Below are 22,469 nucleotides of genomic sequence, written 5' to 3' on the forward strand. Positions count from 1 at the left end.
TGAGGATAGAGTTGTGATTTTATTATTTAATCATAGTTTAATGCGAAAGCGTGTAGTAAAATTGAAATTAGGAATTATAGAATTATTGTAAAGTTTTTCTCGGCTACGAGCGATGGCAAATACAAACTCCAGTTGGCATTGGTGAATGCTGGTTATTTTCATCAAACTTGCGTGAACTGTAGGGTAATTATTAAACAAGGAGGCTTATGGATGAGTGAACGGACTGTTTGGGAAATTGATTTTGAAATGATTGGGCCCATTACAATGGATAGGCAGATTTCTTTCCAACAAGAAAAGGGCTTTCATATGAATCAATTTTACAGTGATATACAGCTGAGCAAATCCCCATATGGCATTAATGCTACGATAACTGCCTACGCTGATAATCCAGAGGATGCCGAACGTATAGCATATGTGTATTTTGGGCGCATGAGAGATGTTCTTTCACTAAATAGCGATGTACCAATCCGATTAAATATAGGGCATGGAAATTCAGTTGGGCGAAAACCTAACATCCGCAGAAGGGTAATACGACACTCAGAAATAAAAACGGCCTTCAATATGGCGAGAACATTTGAGAAGGAACATAAAAAAATATTAAGAGCGATAAGTTGGTATTCAAAAGGCAAATTATCACATAATACACTGGATCAATTCTTGTCTTATTGGAGTGTAATTGAAATACTCGCAAATGAGTATCATAAACCAACACAAAGAACAAATCACGGAGTAATCAATAAAGCTTACCAGAGTTTTCTTGATTACTTTGGTGAAATAGAGCAATGGGGCCTGCCAGCAAGATGGATAAATGATACATATGAAAAGCGAAACATGATTGTTCATGGTGCAGAGGACTTTACGATAGAAGCAATCATCAAATATTCGGATGAAATCCCATTGCTGGAAGGCACTGCTAGCAGACTGATTAAAGCGATTATACAGGCGCATTATGGTGGGATGGGCATATTTACTGAGTTTAGAAGATAAAAAAACATATGGAATAATAAATATTTTTATGCTCCGTATAGTCTGAAAAATTGGGTTTTGATGTACAAATATTATTACATTTCGTTGTATATTATCAATAAATTATCAACAATAGTTCATTTTGTCAAATTATGGAGGTTTAGAATGTTTATTTACAAAGCAATACGTGACTTAAATTCAAAATACGATGTAAAAATGTCTAGTTCAGGTTACAAAAAGGAAGGTCTCATTGAAACTAAGAAATACGGGGTATATAAAAGAAAGAAATTTTACACCAATTATGGTGTTTTGAAACTATCTTATAAATGGAAAATTATATTTGAGGCTGATTCGAATGCGGATATAAACTTCCAAAATTTTTGGTACTATGATAAAGAGTTTGATGTATTAGTGTCTTTAAAAAAATTCGATAAACCTCAGGAGAAGATTTCAATAAACTTCCCATATAATTTGAAAATCACATGTTACACATTTTCAGAAGATAATTTAAAAAACATGCATGATGATTCGAATGAGTTAATTGAAAAGTTAACGTTAATATTAATTGATAAATTTTCAATAGTCTTAAAGAGTGTTCAGCAAGTAGAAATTTATAATCCAAGCAATAATCATAGCGTTTATAGCGCACAGCGTACACTCTATAATAAGCAGACTAAAAGAGTAATCGATGATACTTATAATACATACATAAAAGGTTTAATGGATAATGCCAACTATAAAATCCCTAGCGATCAAAATCAGAATTTGAGAGCGTATAAAGAAATTTTAAAATCAGAAAATATTGTAGGAAACTATCTAACATTGTATGGAATGATGCAAGATAATGTTCCTAAACCAACTGGAGGCTACAAGGCTCAAAAATATGTAGATGCATTTATTAGAAGAGTTTATGCGATTTTATCAAGTGATCCATCTTTTATCCAGTATGAGAAAAACCATGACAGTCGCTTTAACAACAACGGGAGCCCGAATAGCTTTCAAATGAATGATGATTCTTTTGTAAAATGGGTGAATGAATTAATAGATAGTGAATTAAAGGTTGGAAATAATCTATTTGAGATAAACCAAAAGGGATGCTTTTCTGCAGCACACGACCAGTTTAAAGTTAAGATGGGGTTAGAAAAAATTATAGGATATCAATTAAGAACCTTAGACGATGAGGATCTAAGAAAATTAATAGAGGTAGAGACCTCCTTAAAAAATAAAAACTATCATGAAACAATTTATAGTTCAGTGCGAAATGAAATTGGACACTTTTCGAATGAGGTTGAATATTGTTCCGTTTTACAAAGTGTCGATAAATATTACTATGGTTTGGTTATTTTAGTGAAGTTGGTGTTATAAAAAATTTCAAATTGCAATAAATAGCAGAGGAATTGTTTTGTTGTAATTCAAAAATAAACTTTGTCATCTATCAAGTACTGGTGTAAGCAGGCAACTATATTCCCCCCAAAAAATGACTTTAACAATTACTACGGAAATACAGACTTTCTGAAATATTTTGAATTATTTGACTTGAAAACTACTGAAAAACGACTGAAATTCTATGGAGGGTATGGGTCGTTCATTGATAAAAATACAAAAGAAATTAATAACCAGACTTTTACGTTTCAAGCCTTTTATAGAATAATCTAACATTTAAATAAATATGAGGTGCCCCATGAATAAAAAATACCTTGCATTTTACGTTTCTTCCCACGGCTTCGGCCATATGACCCGCTGCCTGGCAATCATCGAGGAACTTTTGGAAACAACGGATAATATGATTTATCTGGCGAGTGGCGCCTACCAGAACAGCTTTGCCAGAACCTACCTCGCCCGTTTCGGTGACCGCGTCGTTTACAAGGACATCCGCACCGAAGTCGGCCTGGTCAACAGGGAGAACAGTCTGCAGGTCGACATCCCGCGCCTGGAGCACGAGCTGACCGATTTCATGGCCGGCTGGGATACGGCCGTAGTGGAGGAAGTCGTCTATCTTCAGCATATACCCGTTGCCTGCGTCGTCAGCGACATCAGCGTCATCGGCATCCAAGTGGGGGAACAATTAGGTGTGCGCAACATCGGCATCGCCAACTTCACTTGGTGCGAACAGTACGAGCACCTCGGCCTTTCCGAAATCCTTATCGCCCGATTCAGGGAAGTCTACGCCAAACTCGACCTCCTAATCGAATACGACCTGATGCTGCCGATCCATGACCTGGATGTCCCCAGAAAGAAGATCGGCTTCCTGTCCCGCAAATTCGATCCGGACCGTATCGCAGCCATCAAAGAACGATACGGCCCAAGCATCTTCATAACCTGCGGCAAATCCGCCAATCTGGATAATATCCAGATTCACAACTACGACGGTACCATCTTCGCCACCAGTGGCATCGACATAACCAGCACCGCCAAAATCGTCCAACTCCCCGTCGAAACCTTCGACACCCACAACTACCTCGCCGCCAGCGACATCATCATCGCCAAAGCCGGTTGGGGCACCATCTCCGAAGCACTACTTTCCAAAAGTAACCTCGTGCTGATCGAAAGGGAAGGCGTGCTGGAAGATACCGAAAACATCAATGAACTGAAACGCAGAGGAGTCGCAGTCTCAATCAAAGAAACCAACTTAGCGCGTATTGATATGCATGCGATCAGCGATCTGAGCGCATCGAATATCGTCAGAGAGAATTTGAATGCTTATAAAAATGCCGTCGAAGAGGTTGTCAGCATTCTGAAATCAAATAGTCACGCCTAAGGTGTGACTACCTCCGACAAGGCATCCCTAACAGGAGAAGAACATACATCCAGCTACACCAACTCCGATGAGAAACCTTTCATCGGAGCTGGAAACATTTTATATTGGCTCACCTTCGACAAACACATTCCTCATCGGAGGTGAGAATCAGTCAAGGCAATCCCATCATTTCCCGCAAAATAACAGTCCTGGTTCTAGCTCTGGTCAGCGGTGTGCTGGTGCTTTCCACACTCGTCAGTAGACGGTTTATCGATAAGAGTTAGTTGCATTTTAATATAGAAGAAGCTCACCGGCGAAATTCGCCGGTGAGCTTCTTCTATATTGCTGGAGGTGGGCTTTCTCCGACTAGGACGGTGCTCGCCGGAGCACAGAGTGCCCTTGCTTTTAATCCACTCAACTCCGACGAGCCGATCCTCATCGGAGCTAAGATCCCGCAGGAATGCACGAACTCCGGCGAAGCCGTCGCTCACCGGAGGAGAGGGGGCTTCGCCGAACAAACAGGCATTGCCAAGCGCAAAGCGATGAAAGGTCAATGCAATACTTGGCCTTTACCATGGTAGTAGCCTTGCTGATAAACCATGCCTAAGTTTTTAAGCTTGTTGCTGATGCATTCTGACTCGACTCCTTCAACTATCATTTTAAGATGGTAATAGTTTGACAGATTATGCCAACTAGTCAAGAAATTGAACATGATGTCTTCATTGATGTTTCTGAAATTTAACAATGAGATTTTAATAGTATGAATATTTTGAATGTTGTTTGATATTAATTCAAAGTTGTTTTGGCCACTCCCTATATCATCAATCGCTAATGAAAAACCTTTATCCTTTAGATTTGAGATATAGGTTTGGAGGTGATTCGCTCTTTCGATTGGGTCAAATTCGCAGTAGTGCTCAGTCAATTCGATTGAGATATTTCCTTTCATCGAGGAAATATTGTCCAAAAAAGTCCAAGTTGAAGGATGTTGCAACTGTTTTGGATGCAAATTCAGCGATAGTTTGGTGTTGCAGTGGCTGGCCATTAATTTTTTCAGTTCCCTAAAATAATAAGCCATCAACTTGGAATTGCGTTCTTCCTTCTCAATGAACCACAGGAACATTTTTTCAGGGAAAGCACACAGCTTTTTTGATCTTAACAAAATTTCGTACCCATCGATACTATTTGTGTGTGAACATAGCATGATTGGCTGACATACCAAGTATAAATCATCTAACAACTCTTGCATCTTATCCATTAACTTTTCCCCCTTTACGATCACTGCAAATGAACCAGTGAAAATATGTTGGACCTAATCCTACGGTTTAATAATTACAACGATTATATTAAAAGATATCCAATGATTATTCGAATACATTTGTGTGTAAAAATCACTAACTATCTAAGACAATGCCTCGTCGAACTTCCGGATCATAGCCGATTCAATTGGCATTTCATAATAGCTACATCCTAAAAGAGGTGACTCTATACAGTGAAAAAGGAAAATCTTATATGTAACAGCATTTATCCTGACTGTGATTTATCTTGTTTGGAGAGGGCTCAATACGCTCCCATAGGACGAATCTGTTTTGCACGCGTCTTTGGGATTTTGTCATTTATCTGTGAGCCTATATCTAATTTTACCGCTGCGATCCTTATTTGGATCAAAAAAGTCTTAAAAGAATAACCAAACCTGTATACATCCAGTGTCATATTTTCGCTGGAGGTTGCCATGATGGTACTTTCCCGATACTGAGTGGTTCTTCGACCAGAAAAGAGTTGGAAGGAGAAAGCTATCCAAGGGACTCATCTCCGACGAGCAGGGTGTTCATAGGAGGACAGATCTGCGCCAGCGAGATCAACTCCGGGGACCGAATGTTGGCCGGAGGAGGATGCATTGCGGACGGCTGTACTCCGGCGAAGCCGCGGTGGTCGGTGGTGATGATCTTTTTGGATCTTCTCCTCCGGCGGAAAGGTTGCTGCCCGGAGGAAAATGTCAGCTCCGATGAGAAGGGCGCTCATCGGAAGACAGCATTGTGCCGGATAGCTCAACTACGGGGAGGGAATGCTGGCCGGAGGAGGATGCATTGCGGGCGGCTGTACTCTGGCGAAGCCGCGGTGGTCGGAGGTAATATTCTTTTTGGATTTTCTCCTCCGGCGAAAGGACCGTTCACAGGAAAAGCGGGACGCTTAAAACCCTACTGAAAAAGCAATCAATTTCTGGTGAGTCGCGTATATTATCTTCGAATGCTTAAACGCCTCTCTCGTGCTTAACCGATTAAAGGAGCTGCTGAATTTGGAAATAATACTGCTTTTTCTTCTGGCTGTTGGTTTGTTTAAGGAATTTAGTGGAGGCCCGCCGAAGCAGAAGAAACATAAACGATACAACCGATACCAAAGGACCGCGTATAATGCTGCAAGCGGCAATAGCGTCTTCGATACTCTGTTTGATGATGGGAAATATGGCGAATTCCTCATCTATTCCTGTTTGGAGGACTTGGGCGATGAGCACAAATTGTTGACGAATATTTATTTGCCCAAGGGAAATGGGACGACCACTGAAATCGACTTGATCATGATTTCGGCAACCGGCATTTATGTTCTCGAGTCGAAAAATTACAGCGGTTGGATTTTCGGGGATGAGAACAGCAAGTACTGGAAACAGATTTTTCGAGGCGGCCGGCACTATCAATTCTATAATCCCATTTGGCAGAACAAGAAGCATATCAGCGTTCTGAAACAGCATCTTGGTCTGGGCGACGAGGTTTTTCGTTCTTATATCGTTTTCAGTGAGCGGTGCGCCATCAAGAAAATGTTTGTTTATTCGCCGGAAGTGAAGGTGATGAACCAGGATGTGCTGGCTTGCGAAATTGTAGAGGACATGATGCAGCGGCCGGAATTCTTCACGCCTTTGGAAATGGAACAGATCTACAACGAATTGAGTCGATACACCCAAGCTGATGAGGAAACGAAACAGGCGCATATCGATGCGATTAAGCGCAGAGATCCGTGAGGGGGATATCTGTTCATATATAATCATGAAATGAATAATTGTAGCGTACTTGCTACAATAAAAAGACCGATGGGACGATATTCCATCGGTCTTTTCAGCATGCTCAAGAAACGAGATCCCTCATGAAAAAGTGTGGAGACGGAACTCCTACGAGAGGAGAGCTCCACGGAAGATAGTCTCGAGCTGGTCAGATTACCTCTGACGAGCGAATGCTGGCCGGAGGAGGCTGTGTTGCGGGTGGCCGAACTCCGGCGAAGCCGTGCGTCCCCGGAGGTAACACTAGGAAGTGATGCACCAGCTCCGGCGAGGAAGGCCTCCCCGGAGGACAGCCCCAGCAGGCGGCGCCAACTACGGAGAGCCCGCCGCTCACCGGAGGAGAGCGCACAAAAATGTTTGGCCGGAGTCCCGGCCGCAAAGATCAAACCAACACTTGGCCTTTCCCATGGTAATAGCCTTGCTGATAAACCATACCCAAATTTTTAAGCGTATTGCTGACGACTTCACACTCAATCCCTTCAATAATTAGTTTAAGATGATACTGTTGGGATAGTGAAAGCCAGCTGTTCAAAAAATTGAACAAAACTTGCTCATTTAGATCTCGAAATTTCAACAGTGAAAATTTTATCGTGGTAATATTCGGGATGTTCCTCGTTACTAATTCAAAGTTATTTTGACCGCTCCCCACATCATCAATCGCTACGGAAAATCCTTTTTTCTTCAGTTTTAAGATATAATTTTGGAAGTAATCCTCTCTATCTGGCCGATCAAATTCGCAGTAGTGCTCAGTCAATTCGATTGAGACATTCCTTTTCATCGATGAAATAGTGTCCAAAAAATCCCAGGTTGAGGGATGCTGCAACTGTTTGGGATGCAGATTCAGTGATAATTTGGTGTTGCTGTGGATATCCATTATTTTTGCCAGTTCCCTCGAATAATAAGCCATCAATTTGGAATTGCGCTGCTCCTCTTCGATGAACCACATGAATGTTTTTTCAGGAAAACGGCGCTGCTGTTTTGATCTTAGTAAAACTTCGTACCCATCGATAATATTTGTATTTGAACACAGCATGATTGGCTGGCACACTATGTATAAATCATCTAACAACTCTTGCGTCTCATCCACTAACTTTCCCCCTTTATGATCACTGCAAAATAACTAGTGAAAATACATTGGATTGAATCCTATGGTTAAATTATTACAGCGATGAAAATATATTATACCAGATGATGATTCGAATGTATTTGTTCTTTTGCAAAACTAAAATTACCAAGCTAAAGTTAACTTATCGGTTAAAAAAAATATTTTTAATCCCAAAACAAAAAACAATATTGTATTTTGATTGTTCAAATATTTTTTACTTTTTTTATTATTATACAATATGAAATAAGTAAGATATAATAAGCAAGATATTACTGTATTTAAGAAAATGTTTGTTCTAATCAAACGTTTATTCTGCGGTAATTTATACTTAAATTTTATATAACGATGCAAGGTTTAAAAAAAAAATAACTCGTTTCTATTAGGCATGCATGTAAGGAGAACACGATGGGTAGTCTACTGGCAAATATTGGAATCATGTTTTTGGGTATTTATTTCTATTTGAGGAGCAAGTTTGGGTCGCCCAATCAAGATAATGCGAAAATATCCTACTTCATCAAATGCATATTATTGGAAGTGCTGGTAGGAATCGTTTTGTTAAGCTTTTCCACGGTTATTCTGGGCATAAGATATGATTTCAGATTTCTGATGTTTTGTTTTTCTGCTAAATATATGGATTGGAAAATAACCAGTTCGACTATCCTATTGTTAGGGATTCTCAGATTTTTCTGGGGCAATACTAGCATTGCCCAGGTCAACCTGATTGTCGGTATTTTGCTGGCAGTCACATTGCCGCTGATAGTCCATTATACTCAGGACAGGTTGAACGAGCTGACCCAATTGCTTGTCTTGGTCACTTATTCTCTCATCCCTACATTGGTAATTACTAACCATATAATAGCTGATAAATCAATCGTGCTGTTGATAAGCGGTATTCTGTTTATCTCCGGTTATGTCTCAACTTTTGTCATGCACTATTTCATTACGGATCTATACAGTTTGATTGTATCTGCCAGTACCGATCCTCTAACGAAGCTCAAGAATGTGCGTACTTTCAACAACGATCTGATGAAAATGGAGCGGGAAAAGAAAGCAGTCACATTGGCAGTGATCGATATCGATCACTTTAAGGCCTATAACGATAGCTTCGGACATGATGGTGGGGATGCGCTTTTAAAACAGTTGGCACAGGTGTTCAATGAGCTTACGACACCTAGTAAATCCTTCTACAGAATCGGTGGGGAAGAGTTCGCCGTGATCATCGACAACTTAAATCCAAGGGATGCAGAGGAGTTCATTTATGATTTGCAGGAAATAGTCGCTCACAGCAAATTCTCTATAATGTCAGGTGATCCGGTAAGTGTCACAATATCTGTGGGGGTGGCGCACAGCCGCACCGAAGAAACCTTGAAAAAAACGTTCAAACAGGCCGATGTAGCGCTATATGAAGCAAAAAAAGGCGGCAGAAACAAAGTTATTGTTTCTTTCCCGCATCAATAACAAGGCGGTCATTGTGTTGAACAGGAATCAAGGCTTCATTTGTAATAAGTAAGGTTTCTAAACTAACGTGTACTCGGCCGCTCTAAATAAGGGATATGGGTATTTCCGTTAAAGACAGCCATAAATGTTGATAAAACAACTTTTGTGGCTGTTTTTCTATATTTTAGTGCTGGTCGGAGAATAATAGTTATCGGGGGTTGAGTGATGGGAAGAGACAAATTAAAGATGGTAGAAATAACCTATTTCTTGATACCCTTTTTGATAATAGCAATAGGTTTTTCGATTTTGACAGCTTTAACAGTCAAAAATCGAATTGATGAACAGTATCGTCAGCTTGAAGAGACGACTTTGGAAATTGCAAACAGCTATTCCCACAGTTTGACTAACACAAGCGAAGCATATGAGATCATTACGGAACTTTTGGATGAAAAAATAATGATAGCAAGTCAAGCCATCATGCTTATTGAAAATAAGGACAATAATGAGGTATTGGATAGTATTTCCCAAACATTCAATGTGGATGAAATACATTTGTACAACAATGAGGGAGTAATCACCAATAGCACTTACGAAGAATTTATCGGGTGGCAAGCACATGAAGGACATCCGGTTTATGATTTCATGATGAGCGATCAGACTATGTTGGTGGAAGACGTCCGTCCGGACACCGTGAATGGCGTTTACTATAAATTTGGCTATGTTAAAGATGAGACGGGTGGATTTGTTCAATTAGGGATTCTGGCAGAAAATATACAGGATTTCATTGGGGCGTTTGAAATCACAAAATTATTAAGTGATATTTCAAACAGGGGAGATGTAAAACACGTATTCTTTGTCGACACGAAGTACGAAATCATTGCGAGCAGTCTTCCAAACTATACAGGCAGTACAATCGATGTGAAAGATATTCGTGCGGAAATGGATGGCAATGAATCGGATGTACATAGAGATGAAATAAATGGATCCTCATTTTTTAGAATTTCTGTACCTATATTTGTCGAAAATGAAAAAATAGGGTCGTTGTTGATACATTGGCCTACCGATAAAGTGGATGCCAAAATTACTCAAATGCTTCGTTACGCGATTACAGTCTCCCTAATTATTATTAGTATAACGGGGAGCATCCTCTATTATGCTTATCGGAAAAATAAGTCCAACATCAAAATTGCTTACTATGATGAGCTTACGGGTCTTCGTAACAGCAAATATCTTACGGAGTATCTAAATCAAGTCCTACGAAATCCATACAGAAGAAATAAAGCGGTGTTGCTTCTCAATTTCGTTAATTTTAAAACACTGAATATCACCTACGGATTTTTATATGGAGATGAGGTACTAAAACAGATTGCGGTTAAAGTCAGGACATTATTGGATTCGGAAGACTTATTTTTCAGGTTTGACGGAGACAGATTTATATTAGTGCTTGATGATTACGCAGACCAGCAGGAACTGAGAGCATTCGCTGATAAACTTATGCACATTTTTGAGAATCCGATAGTGGAAGGAACGGAATATCAGTATGTGGATGTTCAAATAGCTATAGTGGAGATCAAAGATAGACATACCTCAACGGATAAAATTCTGCAGGATGCAACACTGACACTTTCTCATATCAAGGATAGTTCAATGGATCAGGTGGCTTTCTTTAACGAAGATATGGAGAAACGACTTCTGCGGCAAGATAAAATTGTGAAAGTATTGCGGGAAGTCATTGAAGGTACAGATACTGAATCTTTTTATCTGGAATTCCAACCGAAGCTCGACTTGATGAAAGATAAAGTCATTGGGTTCGAAGCGCTGGCTAGGCTTCGAATTGATAATCTAGGCCAAGTGGCTCCGGATGAATTTATTGCTTTAGCTGAGGAAAAACTGTTGATCTATGATTTAGGCAACCATATTCTGCTGCTTGCATGCGATTTTGTAAAACGACTCCAGGATGGAGGGTTTCCTGAAACGAGTGTAGCAGTCAATATATCCGGCATTCAATTGTTGCGGGAAGACTTTTTAGAAAATTTGCGACAAAAATGCTTTTTATCGGAAAAAATAAGGAAGTCGCTGGAATTCGAAGTTACGGAAACGGTATTGCTCGACCATTTTAGCCAGATCAACGAAACATTAGAGGCAATCAAAAAAATGGGCATAGCCATTTCGCTGGATGATTTTGGGACGGGTTATTCCTCTTTTTCCAGACTTGCTGAACTGAACATAGATACCATAAAGATCGATCGCTTCTTTATCGATAAGATAAGTCATACAGCTGAAAAGGATCTAATCATTTCAGATGTCATCTCTATGGCCCATAAAATTGGGTTAAACGTTGTAGCAGAGGGTGTAGAGGACGAGAGGCAAAAGGCTTACTTGCGAAAATACGGGTGTGATATCATCCAGGGCTATCTTCTGAGTAAACCCTTGCCTGCAGATAGTGCCATAAACTTCTTAAGACGTTACGAAAGTGAAGTACAACGATGAATTTGCTCAGTAAAGGTGACAAAAACATGACTTGAATGCACCGGGAAAGTGATTAAAGGAGGATAAAATGGCAGCTGGATTTCAAGAAAGTGACTCGGATAAACTTGACTCAGTAATTAAGAGTGATACCCATAAGGACATCACAGTGCAAAAGCAAACAGATAATAATCTGAGGGAGGAAAACATCGAGCTTCAGCGTTACGTCTCAGTGACAAAAGATTTATTCTGTATCTGCTCATTCAATGGAATAATCATTAAAAGCAATCGGACATGGCGCGAATCATTGGGTTACAATGATTCACAGATGATTGGCAAGAGTATTTTTGAAATCATCGTAAATGATGATATTTATGCCACAAAATTTGCTATCAGTGAGTCAGTGAAATCTGGCGGGCTTGATAAATTTGTCAACCGAGTCCTGAACCATAAGGGAATAGTCCGTTACTATGAGTGGCGTGTGAAAGTTTTTGAGAATAGCATATATGCATCAGGACGAGATATTTCAGATCTGATTATGACGCGGGAAAAACTTGAGTACTATCATAATAGAGACGCGTTAACAGGGATGTATCAGCGCAGTTTTATCCAATCTTCATCGGAGGCGATGGTTCTGCCCTATCAACTGCCTCTTAGCGTCATTTTTGTTGATCTGAATGGATTGAAATTGATCAATGACTCTTATGGCCATGATCAAGGGGATGAATTACTGCGCACGATTTCAGAGAAAATGCTAAGTTATCAACGGGAAGGCGATATTTTCGTCCGTTATGGTGGAGATGAGTTTGTGTTGTTGCTCCCATACACACCTTATGATGTTGCCTGTTCACTTGCTGACAAAATAAAAAATAGCGATACTTTAAAAATTTCCGGGAGATTCCCGTCAGAATGGGTTTCAATTTCATTGGGGGTTGCAACAAAGACAGGGATAGAAGACTCTGTTGAAGACATCATTTTGGAAGCAGATAGATTGATGTACGAAGATAAGTTGCGCAAAAGCCGGAAGCACAAGAATTCGATTATTGAAGGTATCAAGTCGAATCCGAGGTTATTAAGGAAATGGGATCCGATACACGCAGAAAATGTTGCCAACCATTCCGGAAAAATTGCAGAAAAAATGGGACTTGAGCCATACATGCAAGAATTAGTGAAAAAAGCTGCCTTAGTGCATGATATCGGGAAAATCACGATACCGTCAAAAATTCTCAATAAGGACTCTTCATTAACTCAAAAAGAATTAGAGCAAATCAAACGCCATCCTGAATCGGGATACCAAATTCTTCGGTCCGTAGATGAATACACATCTGTTGCGATGATCGTTTTGTCCCATCATGAGTGGGTAGATGGATCAGGGTATCCAGAAAAATTGAAAGGAGAGGACATTCCTTTAGCTTCCCGAATCATCGCAGTTGCAGATTCATATGATGCAATGACCAGTGGGCGTGCGTACACTGACCAAAAAACAATGGAAGAAGCTATTCGAGAATTAAGAGCATGCGCAGGATCCCAATTCGATCCTGAAGTTGTTTCCGTATTCATCGAAAAAGTGCTGCCTTATGGGAAATACTGAGTCTGAAGACAACGATGATGGATTTCAAATAACCAAACTTAAAAACCCCTACTGCACAATTTTATGCAGTAGGGGTTTTTGGGTCACGCATTTCAACAAAACGATTAAGCATCGATAATGCGGTTTCTGCCGGTATTTTTTGCGCGGTAAAGGCGCCCATCGGCAAGTTCCAAGAGTTCCATGACATCTTGAGTTTCATGGTTCGAGGCGATTCCAGCGCTGACCGTCAAGACATGCGCGATGGGGAATTTGGTGCTCTTCAGGCTCTGCTGAATGCGTTCCCCTATCTTTTTGGCATTTTCACTGTCCAGATCGGGTAACACAATCAGAAATTCTTCTCCACCATACCGAGCAGCGATATCAACTTCACGAATGTTGGAACGGAGGACTGGTCCGATCGTTTTCAGTACTTGATCACCGACCAAATGGCCGTAGGTGTCATTTATATTTTTGAAATGATCAATATCCAATAATAAAATAGAATAGTTTTTCTGGTTTTGAAGACTGTATTGATGAATCGAGAATAACTTTTCATCCAATGCAGCCCGTGTGTACAGCTTGGTCAGGCCATCAATTTCTGCTTGTACACGCCAGAAAGTGGATTTTTGAAGCAGTTCCCGCTTCTGGTTTTCGTCATCGGTTACATCAAATACGTTACCTACAAGGAATAATGGCTTGTGATCGGCAGACCATTGCGTCACTTTACCTCGATCATAAAAAACTTTCCAAGATCCATCCTTTGCTTTGATGCGATACTTGACTTCCCATACAGGAACTGATCCTTTGAGGTGGGCACGCATTTCATCCATTACAGCGTCATAATCCTCAGGGTGCAACTTTTCCGTAAAAAATTCGAATCCTGTTTCTGCAGGTATTTCATCCTTTGAATATCCAAGAGCACTTGCTTTCAAAGGGTTGAAAGTGACAATGTTATTGGGACAATCCCAAAACCACTGCCCCAGGTTACCCAACCACGGGAATTTCGAGAAATCATCTTCATATATTTGACTGATCAGTTCCTTATTCAAACGCTTTAAATAGGCATTTTCATCCAATAGTTTTTTTTGCGCTGCTGCTTCATTGTTTTTCATGAGAACCTCCATGTCGGTATACTCCTTAACAACCATTTTACCACCATATTTATGAATAGTCTCGCCATCAAATAGCTACTCAAGAATAATGAGATCTGCCATGACAGCAACTCATTCTGCGGCCGCATTCTAATGAAGGAAATCGACCATTTTCCAAAATTTCAAAACCATTGACAGTCAATCGTTAAGATAATATACTAATTAATAGCATCTTTTTACAGAAATATTGCATTGTAAAATGAAAAAAACGACCGATGTTTATAACTATATTTTGAAAAGGAAGAAAACAATGAAATGTTGGTATAGAACACAAATGAAAGGTATGTTATCAAAAGAAGAGGGAATGACTCTCGTAGAGGTGTTAGCATCTATTCTGCTCCTGTCACTTATCATAACCACGTTCATGTCTTTCTTTATCCAAGCGGCTAAAACAAATAACCAGACCGACCTTGTAAATGAAGCAACTTTTATTGCTCAAGAGCAAATCGAATTACTTACCTACTATTCAAACACAAAGAGTGTGGAAGAAACAGATAGTCTCATGGAAACGGAAAGCTCGAGTACCGGTTCAGGATTTCAGATTGAAACCGAATTGTCCAAAAAATCAGGCGATACACTCTACACAGGAACTGTGAAAGTTTCCAAGGAAGGGAAAGCTTATGCACAAATGGAAACGCGGCTGTCGTTTCGTACAGCAGAAGAGCTCGGAAATTGATCTACGGAACGAATCAGGAATGACGCTCATAGAACTGTTGGCGAGCATTGCGCTACTTTCGGTGGTGCTCTCATTGGTGGGAGCTGTACACCTGTTTGGTCAAAGGCAATATCTGACGCAATCATATTCTGCTAGTCAGTCAAATGATTTCGCTTACACGTTGTCTGTTATTTCCAGAGAGGTGCGCAAGACGCCTTTTGCTGATGTAACGATATCAGCATCGGGGGATACATTGTTTATTGACGGTGCTGTGGCATTCAGCCAAAAAGATTCACAGCTTGTGAAAAATAATAATCAGGTTTTAGCAGAGGATGTTGAGGACTTCGTTGTCACTCCCGATACTGATACAAAGAGCATCAAAATCGTATTGAAAAGTATGTCAGAAATGAATAGCCAACCAAAAGAATATCAAACTACGATTTATTTCAGAAGGTGAGTGGATGGGATGGGAATCAAGCATCTCCGAGAGGACGAAAAAGGCAGTGGCCTGGTTTTGACATTAATGGTTCTTCTCGTGCTGTCTGTACTTGGTGTTGCAATCGGAACACTCACACTCGGCAGCTATCGCCTGAGTGATGCGAACCGTGATGATACATCAGCTTATTATGTGGCAGAGGCGGGAGCCGTTGCAGCCTATGAAAAGATTCAGAGTCAGGTGTTGGGCGCTTATGAAACCAATGCAACAGAGGGCGCCTTCTATGATCATGTGTCGACCCTTGTGAACACTCAAAATGGTAAATCCTCTGTTGATTTTGCGTCACAGTTCGGCAGCAAGCCTACTGCAACGATCACAACAGCAAAAACAGACTTGAAAACCTACACCATTACTTCCACTGGTGAAGTGGATGGGAAAGAAAGAGCCGTTACCAAACAATTCACAGTGACTTGGGTCGAAAAAAATACCGGCGGCAGCGGATTGCCGATACTTCCTGATAAGGGAGCTTTGCTGACAAAAACGAGTATTAATATTATAGCAGGTGTGGCAATAGAAGGCGATATATATTCTGACGGAAATATTGATATACCTAACGGTAACATTAAGGGTAACATTTACACTGATGGGGAATTTAGTATGTCCGGTGGTATATTAAATGGTGATATATATACCAATCAGACAGAAAAAGGCTCAATTCAGATTAATGGATGGACAAATATTAACTCTGCTAAGTTATTTTACCCAGATACGCTAACACTTGAACAAGCTAAGGCATTAGCATCTTCTGATGTTCGTGGGTCTAAATTGCCTCAATTAGTGTCCAAAAATAACGTATGGGATAGTGATCTTTATCTTTCGAATTTTAGTTATTACATCAGCCTTTTAGATGGAATTAAAGCTCCTGATAAAAACCAACTTGTTAAAAAAAGTGACTTAAATGTCACAGATAATACTGGCAAATATAAACTTGAGTTAGATTCGAATGTTTACATTCCGAAAATGAAAATTACCGTAAATCCGGACAAAAAGGATAAATCGAAAAATAGTATTTTTTCAATCACTACTGATGGACAAAATCGTACAATTTTGGTGGATGAATTGGAGATTACCTCGAATAATCTAATCGCCATCGGCGGAGGAACACTTACTATAGTTGTGACAGATAAACTAAATATCACTAGTGTTCCAAATTTTAATAGTATTGACCCAGTTGATCCAGACAATCCAGTTAATCCCGTTAATCTTATTTTCCTAGGGAAAGATCCGGTAGTGCTGAGTGGTTGGGAGGATGCAAATATAAATGCAAATATTATCATTAAAGAAGCAGCTGTTTCTGCCAACACAACTAAAATAAATGGTATCTTGCTGACTGGCGGAGATGAGGTTAATTTATCTGGTGGGAAAGTAGAATCCAACATGATGCTCATCGCGCCTAAAGCAGCGGTCTCATTAACAGGTTCTTATGCGATAAGCGGTACGGTTATCGCAAAAACATTCGATATGAGTGGGGGTACGCTCCTCAAATATGCAGATGTTGCCACGACCGGTTTTCCGTTTGGATCATCGGCGGCGACGGCTGATCCGGACCCGGAAGATATCATCAGTTCAGGGGCAATCATAGAAAACTAGCAGAAAGGTGGGAGAATGTGGCAGATTTTAAGAAGAAAAAATTAGGGGATTTATTGAAAGACGCAGGTCTGGTAACGGAACTGCAGATTGTAGAAGCAATCAGCATGAAAAAGCAAGATCAAAAATTAGGCGATTTGTTGGTTGATCAAGGTTATATCACCGAGAAACAATTACTGGATGCATTAGAAATCCAATTGAAATTAGAAAGTGTGTCCTTGTATCAATACCCGATCGATATGTCTGTAGTGGAGCTGATATCAAAAGATTTTGCACGATCAAAATTATTGCTCCCGATCAAAAAAGAGAATACGCGCTTGATTGTGGCAATGAACGATCCTCTAGACTTCTATGCCATAGAGGAGCTGGAATTTTCTACTGGCTATGTCGTACACCCGGTGATAGCGACACGAGATGATCTACTGCAGACAATCAACCGCTTATACGACTCAAAAGAGGTGAATATTGAACACATAGAGGGTGAAGATGCTCCCGCAGTAAGAATCTTCAATCAATTGCTGGAAACGGGTGTATCGCTTCGGGCATCAGATATTCATTTGGATCAAACCGAACGCCAAGTATCCGTTCGGTACCGCGTAGATGGTCTGCTCCGGAATGAACGCCCGTTGCCGAAAACTCTGATGAACGCTTTGGTTGCTCGGATCAAAATCATAGCTGGATTGAATGTTACGGAAACGCGCTTGCCGCAGGATGGACGTATCAGCACAACCGTTTTGGGGAAAAGAGTGAATTTGCGTGTGTCAACTTTGCCGACTGTTTTTGGTGAAAAAATCGTACTGCGGATATTGGATATCTCCAATATGTTCAGAAAAGTAGAGGATATCGGCTTAGAGAAGGATATTTTAGATGATTATCGGGAATTGATTGCCCAGCCGTCGGGACTGATCTTGTTGACAGGTCCGACAGGTTCAGGGAAAACGTCCACGCTGTATGGCTCCATCAATGAACTGAACCATCCCGAAAGTAATATCATCACGATCGAAGATCCGGTTGAATATCAACTCGAGGGCATCAACCAAGTCCAGGTCAATGCCCAGATCGGGTTGACCTTTGCGACCGGATTGCGTTCCGTCTTGCGTCAAGATCCGAATATCATCATGGTGGGGGAAATCCGGGATACAGAAACAGCTGAGAACAGTGTGCGTGCAGCTCTGACTGGTCACTTGGTATTCAGCACGCTGCATACCAACAGCGCCATTGAGGCCATTCCCCGCTTGCTTGATATGGGGGTCGAACCTTATTTGATTGTATCCGCCTTAAGTGGTGTCGTAGCGCAGCGGCTTGTCAAAACCATATGTAAAGATTGTGCGGAAACGCGAGAGGCAACGCCGGTTGAGCGGGAAATCTTTGGACGACGCAATCAGACAATCGACACGATCACGTTCGGCAGGGGCTGTGACGTTTGCCGTCATACCGGATATCGTGGACGGATGGCTATTCATGAATTGATTGTGATTACGGACGAAATGAAGCAGCTGATGATGAATCAGGTGTCCATCCAAGAAATCAAACGCCATATCAAGCAACAAGGTGTCCGTTTTCTGGTTGACGATGGCTTGATAAAAGTGAAAGCGGGCAAGACCACGTTGGAAGAGGTTTTGCGGGTTGCTTCAATCAATGAATAAGAGGGCGGAAATAATGGAACAAGTCGATAAGATATTAACAGCCGCCTATGAAAAAAATGCCTCTGATGTCCACCTTGTGGTAGGCTCTGCGCCGGTCTTTCGGGTAGATGGAAAGCTGATTCCCCAAAAACAAGCACCCCTCACGCCTCAGGATACGGACCAGTTTGCGAAAACTATCTTGAGTGAAGACTTGTGGGAGGTGTTGGAGAAAAAACGGGAGATTGATTTTTCTTATGGCATCACTGACATTGCCCGATTCCGGGTGAATGCATTCTACCAACGCAGCGCACTTTCGCTTGCTTTTCGGATCATTTCAAAAGAAATTCCCAGTGTGGAAAGTTTAGGTCTTCCCGGAATCGCCAAAAAATTGGTTCAACAGCCACACGGACTTTTCTTGGTTACCGGTCCAACCGGCAGCGGGAAAAGCACTTCTTTGGCGGCGCTGATCGATTATGTGAACGAAACGATGAACCGACACATCATTACCTTGGAAGATCCTATCGAATATTTGCACATGCACAAACAATCCATCATTGAACAGAGGGAAGTAGGCTTCGATACCTTATCATTCAAAGACGGTCTGCGCGCGAGTTTGCGCCAAGATCCCGATGTCATTCTGGTAGGCGAGTTGCGCGATATGGATACCATCTCCACCGCCATCACGGCATCGGAAACGGGACATTTGGTCTTGGGGACGTTGCACACTTCGGATGCGGCCGGCAGCATTGAGCGGATGATCGATGTCTTCCCAGCAGGGCAAAGGGATCAGATCCGTTTGATGCTGGCGAATGTGCTCTTGGGCATTTTATCGCAGCGATTGCTACCGATCAAGAAGGCCAATGGGCGTGTGGCAGCGACCGAAATGTTGGTCAACAACGCAGCGATCAAGAATTTGATCCGGGCTGAAAAAATGCATCAAATCCCCAACGTGCTGCAGACATCCGTTGACCAAGGCATGCACACCATGGAGATGAGCATCAAGCGGCTAGTGGAAGAAGAAACAATCAGCCGGTCACATCTATTACTATAGTAGAAGAAAACAATCGTTAAATAAGGAAGGGGGGTAATGATGGCTGTTTTTGCCTATAAAGCCAAAACAAAAGATGGAAAACTGATGAAGGGGAAAATTGAGAGCACCAATAAAAAAGAAGCCTTGAACGAACTCAGACACATGGATCTGATCGTCTTTGAAGTGGATGTGCTTAATGCCGTTCTGAACAAGGATCTCACCTTACGTACTTCTTTGAAATCCAAGGATTTTATCGTGTTTCTGAGACAGTTTTCCTCTTTGATGAACGCAGGGATCTTGCTTGTCGACGCTTTGGACCTGCTCGCTGTCCAATCCACGAGCCTAGCCCTCAAAGAAGCGTTGGAAGAATTGTCCGAGGAAATAAGGGAAGGGGTTGCTTTGTCTGAAGCGATGGCGAAAAAGCCGAAATTGTTTCCTGACTTATTGATTCATATGATCCATTCGGCCGAAGTAAGCGGGCGTTTGGAGGAAGCTCTCCAACAAATGGCGGACTATTATGAAAAGCAGCACCGCATCAAGCAGAAAATTACGACAGCCATGACCTACCCGCTTATTGTAGGTGTGTTAGCGTTGTTCATCACAGCCTTCCTATTGGTGTTCATTGTGCCTATTTTCGGGGATATGTTTGCCTCCATGGGAAGTGAACTGCCTGCGATTACGCAGTTTGTCCTGACACTCAGCGGGTTGCTTCAGCATTACTGGTGGCTTATCATCTTAGTGATCGGAGTTCTCGTAGCAGTCATCATTCAGCTTGGGAAAAAAGAGCAAGTCGCTTATGTGTTCGATGTGCTGCAGCTGAAGGTCCCTATTTTGGGGACGTTCATCCAGAAAACGCTGTTGGCGCGGATGACGCAAACGTTAAGTTCCTTGATCAACAGTTCCGTACCGATTCTGCAGGCCATCGAAGTGACCAGTAAAGTAGTGGGTAATCGCGTGGTTGCAAATGTACTGTTGCAAGCGCAAAAAGATGTTGAACAAGGTGAATCGCTGGCTAAGCCGATGGTCAATCATTGGTTTTTCCCGCCGCTGATCATTCAGATGATCCAGGTCGGGGAATCGAGCGGAGAGCTGGACGAGATGTTGAAGAAAGTTTCGGAAATCTACGATCAGGAAGTACAGGAATCATCCGACAGACTGCAAGCTTTGATTGAACCGGTTATGATTATTTTCCTCTCAGGCATCGTTGGCCTGATCGTCCTTTCGATAGTTGTGCCGATGTTCAGCATGTTCGAAACTTTCGGATAATTTAGAGCTGAATATATTGCATGTGCAAAATAATTGTTGTATGATTTGAATTAGAAATAAACTTCTGTTGTCATCAGAAGTGAGTTTTTTTACTAAACAAACTTTCAGAAATAATACAAAGAAAACGGAGGAAAAGAATATGAGAATTAAAATCAAACAGTTGTTGAAAAAAGAAGGCGGCTTTACATTAGTTGAATTACTAGCGGTTATTGCGATCTTGGCACTTATCGTAGGTATTTCAATTCCGTTGATTGGTAATGTGATTGGCGATGCTAGAGATAATACGGATGCGGCTCAAGATGAATTAGTTATTGATGCTGCTCAACTTTACTTTGTTGAGAACGATACAGAAACATCAGTTGCAGTAGCTGACCTAATAGATGATGGTTTTCTTGAAGTTGGTGCAACATACGGTGGTACAGATCCTATCACAAAAGCAGAAGCCCTAGGTGAATAATCAGGGAACTAATCAACAAAAAACTAACACCCATTCAAATACATAGAAAGGCTCCTTCGTGGAGTCTTTCTTGCTTACTAGGAGTTTTTTCATGCATACAATCATCACTGTTATTTTTTTTATCTACGGCTTAGTATTTGGGTCTTTCTTTAATGTAGTGGGGTTGCGGGTACCGAACGGGACTTTGTTGGCTCAAACACGTTCCTATTGCGATACGTGCCAGCGGACCTTGACTTGGAGAGAATTGATTCCGGTCTGGTCTTTTTTGCGCCAAAGCGGCCGATGCAGTCAATGCAAGGAGAAAATCTCGCTGTTGTACCCGATCATGGAGCTGGCGACCGGACTTTTGGCGGCCGTTACTTTCTACCGTTATGGCTGGAATGAACAAACGTTTCTGGGTTTGCTGCTGATCGCGCTCATCATTCCTATCACGGTGTCCGATTTGGCCTACAGGAAAATCCCAAATAAGTTACTTTTGTTTTTCACGCCATTGTTTGTAGTTTTGCGCATCATGTATCCTCAGCCTTCTCTTTGGGCGTCCTTAATCGGAGCGGGTCTGGCGTTTGGTCTGGTTTTCGTGATCATCCTCGTATCCAATGGGGGCATGGGCGCAGGTGATTTGAAATACTTCACTTTATTGGGCTTTGTTTTCGGGCCTTATCTTTTTTTGCTGCTTTTCTTCTTGGCCACGCTTTACGGAGCAATCACGGGAATAATCATCATGAAGCTGAAAGATGGCGATCGAAAAATGACCATTCCGTTTGGACCATACATCAGTCTGGCCGCAATAACGGTTTTTTATTTTGGAGAAACGATGATACAGTGGTACCTAACACTTTTTAGCTGAGTTGGACCACTTTTTGCGTTTCGGATAC

18 protein-coding genes are annotated in these 22,469 nt (G+C 41.4%); 15 read left to right on the top strand and 3 right to left on the bottom strand.

Annotation, left to right across the window (positions count from 1 at the left end):
- The first annotated feature begins 210 nt into the window (after positions 1–210).
- The 3 genes from C7R73_RS06810 to C7R73_RS06820 all read left to right on the top strand — a co-directional run bounded on the left by C7R73_RS06810 (position 211) and on the right by C7R73_RS06820 (position 3,724).
- Positions 211–987, top strand: coding sequence for a methylamine utilization protein MauJ (locus tag C7R73_RS06810; protein ID WP_106449776.1), 777 nt, complete (start codon positions 211–213; stop codon positions 985–987).
- 144 nt (positions 988–1,131) lie between these two features.
- Positions 1,132–2,331, top strand: a complete 1,200-nt coding sequence (locus tag C7R73_RS06815) for a hypothetical protein (RefSeq protein WP_106449777.1) — start codon at positions 1,132–1,134, stop codon at positions 2,329–2,331.
- A 316-nt stretch (positions 2,332–2,647) separates the two neighbouring features.
- On the top strand, positions 2,648–3,724 hold the full coding sequence (locus tag C7R73_RS06820; RefSeq protein ID WP_106449778.1) for a glycosyltransferase family protein: 1,077 nt from the start codon (positions 2,648–2,650) through the stop codon (positions 3,722–3,724).
- A 529-nt stretch (positions 3,725–4,253) separates the two neighbouring features.
- Here C7R73_RS06820 and C7R73_RS06825 read toward each other — a convergent pair.
- On the bottom strand, positions 4,254–4,958 hold the full coding sequence (locus tag C7R73_RS06825; protein WP_106449779.1) for an EAL domain-containing protein: 705 nt from the start codon (positions 4,956–4,958) through the stop codon (positions 4,254–4,256).
- 1,038 nt (positions 4,959–5,996) lie between these two features.
- On the opposite strand from C7R73_RS06825, the gene C7R73_RS06835 reads away from it, so the two are divergent.
- Positions 5,997–6,713, top strand: coding sequence for a nuclease-related domain-containing protein (locus C7R73_RS06835; RefSeq protein WP_161525884.1), 717 nt, complete (start codon positions 5,997–5,999; stop codon positions 6,711–6,713).
- A 418-nt stretch (positions 6,714–7,131) separates the two neighbouring features.
- Here C7R73_RS06835 and C7R73_RS06840 read toward each other — a convergent pair whose 3' ends face one another.
- On the bottom strand, positions 7,132–7,836 hold the full coding sequence (locus tag C7R73_RS06840; protein WP_106449782.1) for an EAL domain-containing protein: 705 nt from the start codon (positions 7,834–7,836) through the stop codon (positions 7,132–7,134).
- 423 nt (positions 7,837–8,259) lie between these two features.
- On the opposite strand from C7R73_RS06840, the gene C7R73_RS06845 reads away from it, so the two are divergent.
- From C7R73_RS06845 to C7R73_RS06855, 3 genes are all read left to right on the top strand, one after another.
- Positions 8,260–9,312: a GGDEF domain-containing protein gene (locus C7R73_RS06845; protein WP_106449783.1), complete on the top strand. Its 1,053-nt coding sequence runs from the start codon at positions 8,260–8,262 to the stop codon at positions 9,310–9,312.
- A gap of 204 nt (positions 9,313–9,516) precedes the next feature.
- A complete protein-coding gene (locus C7R73_RS06850) occupies positions 9,517–11,781 on the top strand; it encodes a putative bifunctional diguanylate cyclase/phosphodiesterase (RefSeq protein WP_106449784.1) in 2,265 nt (754 codons plus the stop codon).
- 67 nt (positions 11,782–11,848) lie between these two features.
- Complete coding sequence (locus C7R73_RS06855) at positions 11,849–13,348, top strand: sensor domain-containing diguanylate cyclase/phosphohydrolase (RefSeq protein WP_106449785.1); 1,500 nt, start codon at positions 11,849–11,851, stop codon at positions 13,346–13,348.
- Positions 13,349–13,452: 104 nt separating this feature from the next.
- On the opposite strand, the gene C7R73_RS06860 is transcribed toward C7R73_RS06855, so the two are convergent.
- Complete coding sequence (locus C7R73_RS06860) at positions 13,453–14,439, bottom strand: sensor domain-containing diguanylate cyclase (RefSeq protein WP_161525885.1); 987 nt, start codon at positions 14,437–14,439, stop codon at positions 13,453–13,455.
- 289 nt (positions 14,440–14,728) lie between these two features.
- Here C7R73_RS06860 and C7R73_RS06865 point away from each other — a divergent pair, with 289 nt between their 5' ends.
- From C7R73_RS06865 to C7R73_RS06900, 8 genes are all read left to right on the top strand, one after another.
- Complete coding sequence (locus C7R73_RS06865; RefSeq protein WP_106449787.1) at positions 14,729–15,154, top strand: hypothetical protein; 426 nt, start codon at positions 14,729–14,731, stop codon at positions 15,152–15,154.
- Positions 15,099–15,590: a PilW family protein gene (locus tag C7R73_RS06870; RefSeq protein WP_106449788.1), complete on the top strand. Its 492-nt coding sequence runs from the start codon at positions 15,099–15,101 to the stop codon at positions 15,588–15,590. The genes C7R73_RS06865 and C7R73_RS06870 overlap by 56 nt, the downstream gene beginning before the upstream one ends.
- A gap of 9 nt (positions 15,591–15,599) precedes the next feature.
- Positions 15,600–17,219, top strand: a complete 1,620-nt coding sequence (locus tag C7R73_RS06875; protein WP_106449789.1) for a PilX N-terminal domain-containing pilus assembly protein — start codon at positions 15,600–15,602, stop codon at positions 17,217–17,219.
- Between the two features lie 17 nt (positions 17,220–17,236).
- Positions 17,237–18,862: a GspE/PulE family protein gene (locus tag C7R73_RS06880; protein ID WP_205076486.1), complete on the top strand. Its 1,626-nt coding sequence runs from the start codon at positions 17,237–17,239 to the stop codon at positions 18,860–18,862.
- Positions 18,855–19,892: a type IV pilus twitching motility protein PilT gene (locus C7R73_RS06885; protein ID WP_479688036.1), complete on the top strand. Its 1,038-nt coding sequence runs from the start codon at positions 18,855–18,857 to the stop codon at positions 19,890–19,892. Before C7R73_RS06880 ends, C7R73_RS06885 begins: the two co-directional genes overlap by 8 nt.
- Positions 19,893–19,928: 36 nt before the next feature.
- Positions 19,929–21,137, top strand: a complete 1,209-nt coding sequence (locus tag C7R73_RS06890) for a type II secretion system F family protein (protein WP_205076488.1) — start codon at positions 19,929–19,931, stop codon at positions 21,135–21,137.
- Positions 21,138–21,276: 139 nt separating this feature from the next.
- Positions 21,277–21,594 carry a competence type IV pilus major pilin ComGC gene (locus tag C7R73_RS06895; protein WP_106449790.1) on the top strand — a complete coding sequence of 106 codons (318 nt, stop codon included), beginning with the start codon at positions 21,277–21,279 and terminating at the stop codon, positions 21,592–21,594.
- Between the two features lie 91 nt (positions 21,595–21,685).
- A complete protein-coding gene (locus tag C7R73_RS06900) occupies positions 21,686–22,441 on the top strand; it encodes a prepilin peptidase (protein WP_106449791.1) in 756 nt (251 codons plus the stop codon).
- Positions 22,442–22,469: the final 28 nt, after the last annotated feature.

The sequence above is a fragment of the Trichococcus alkaliphilus genome, assembly GCF_003008695.1.
In the GTDB taxonomy this organism is placed as follows: Bacteria; Bacillota; Bacilli; order Lactobacillales; family Aerococcaceae; genus Trichococcus; species Trichococcus alkaliphilus.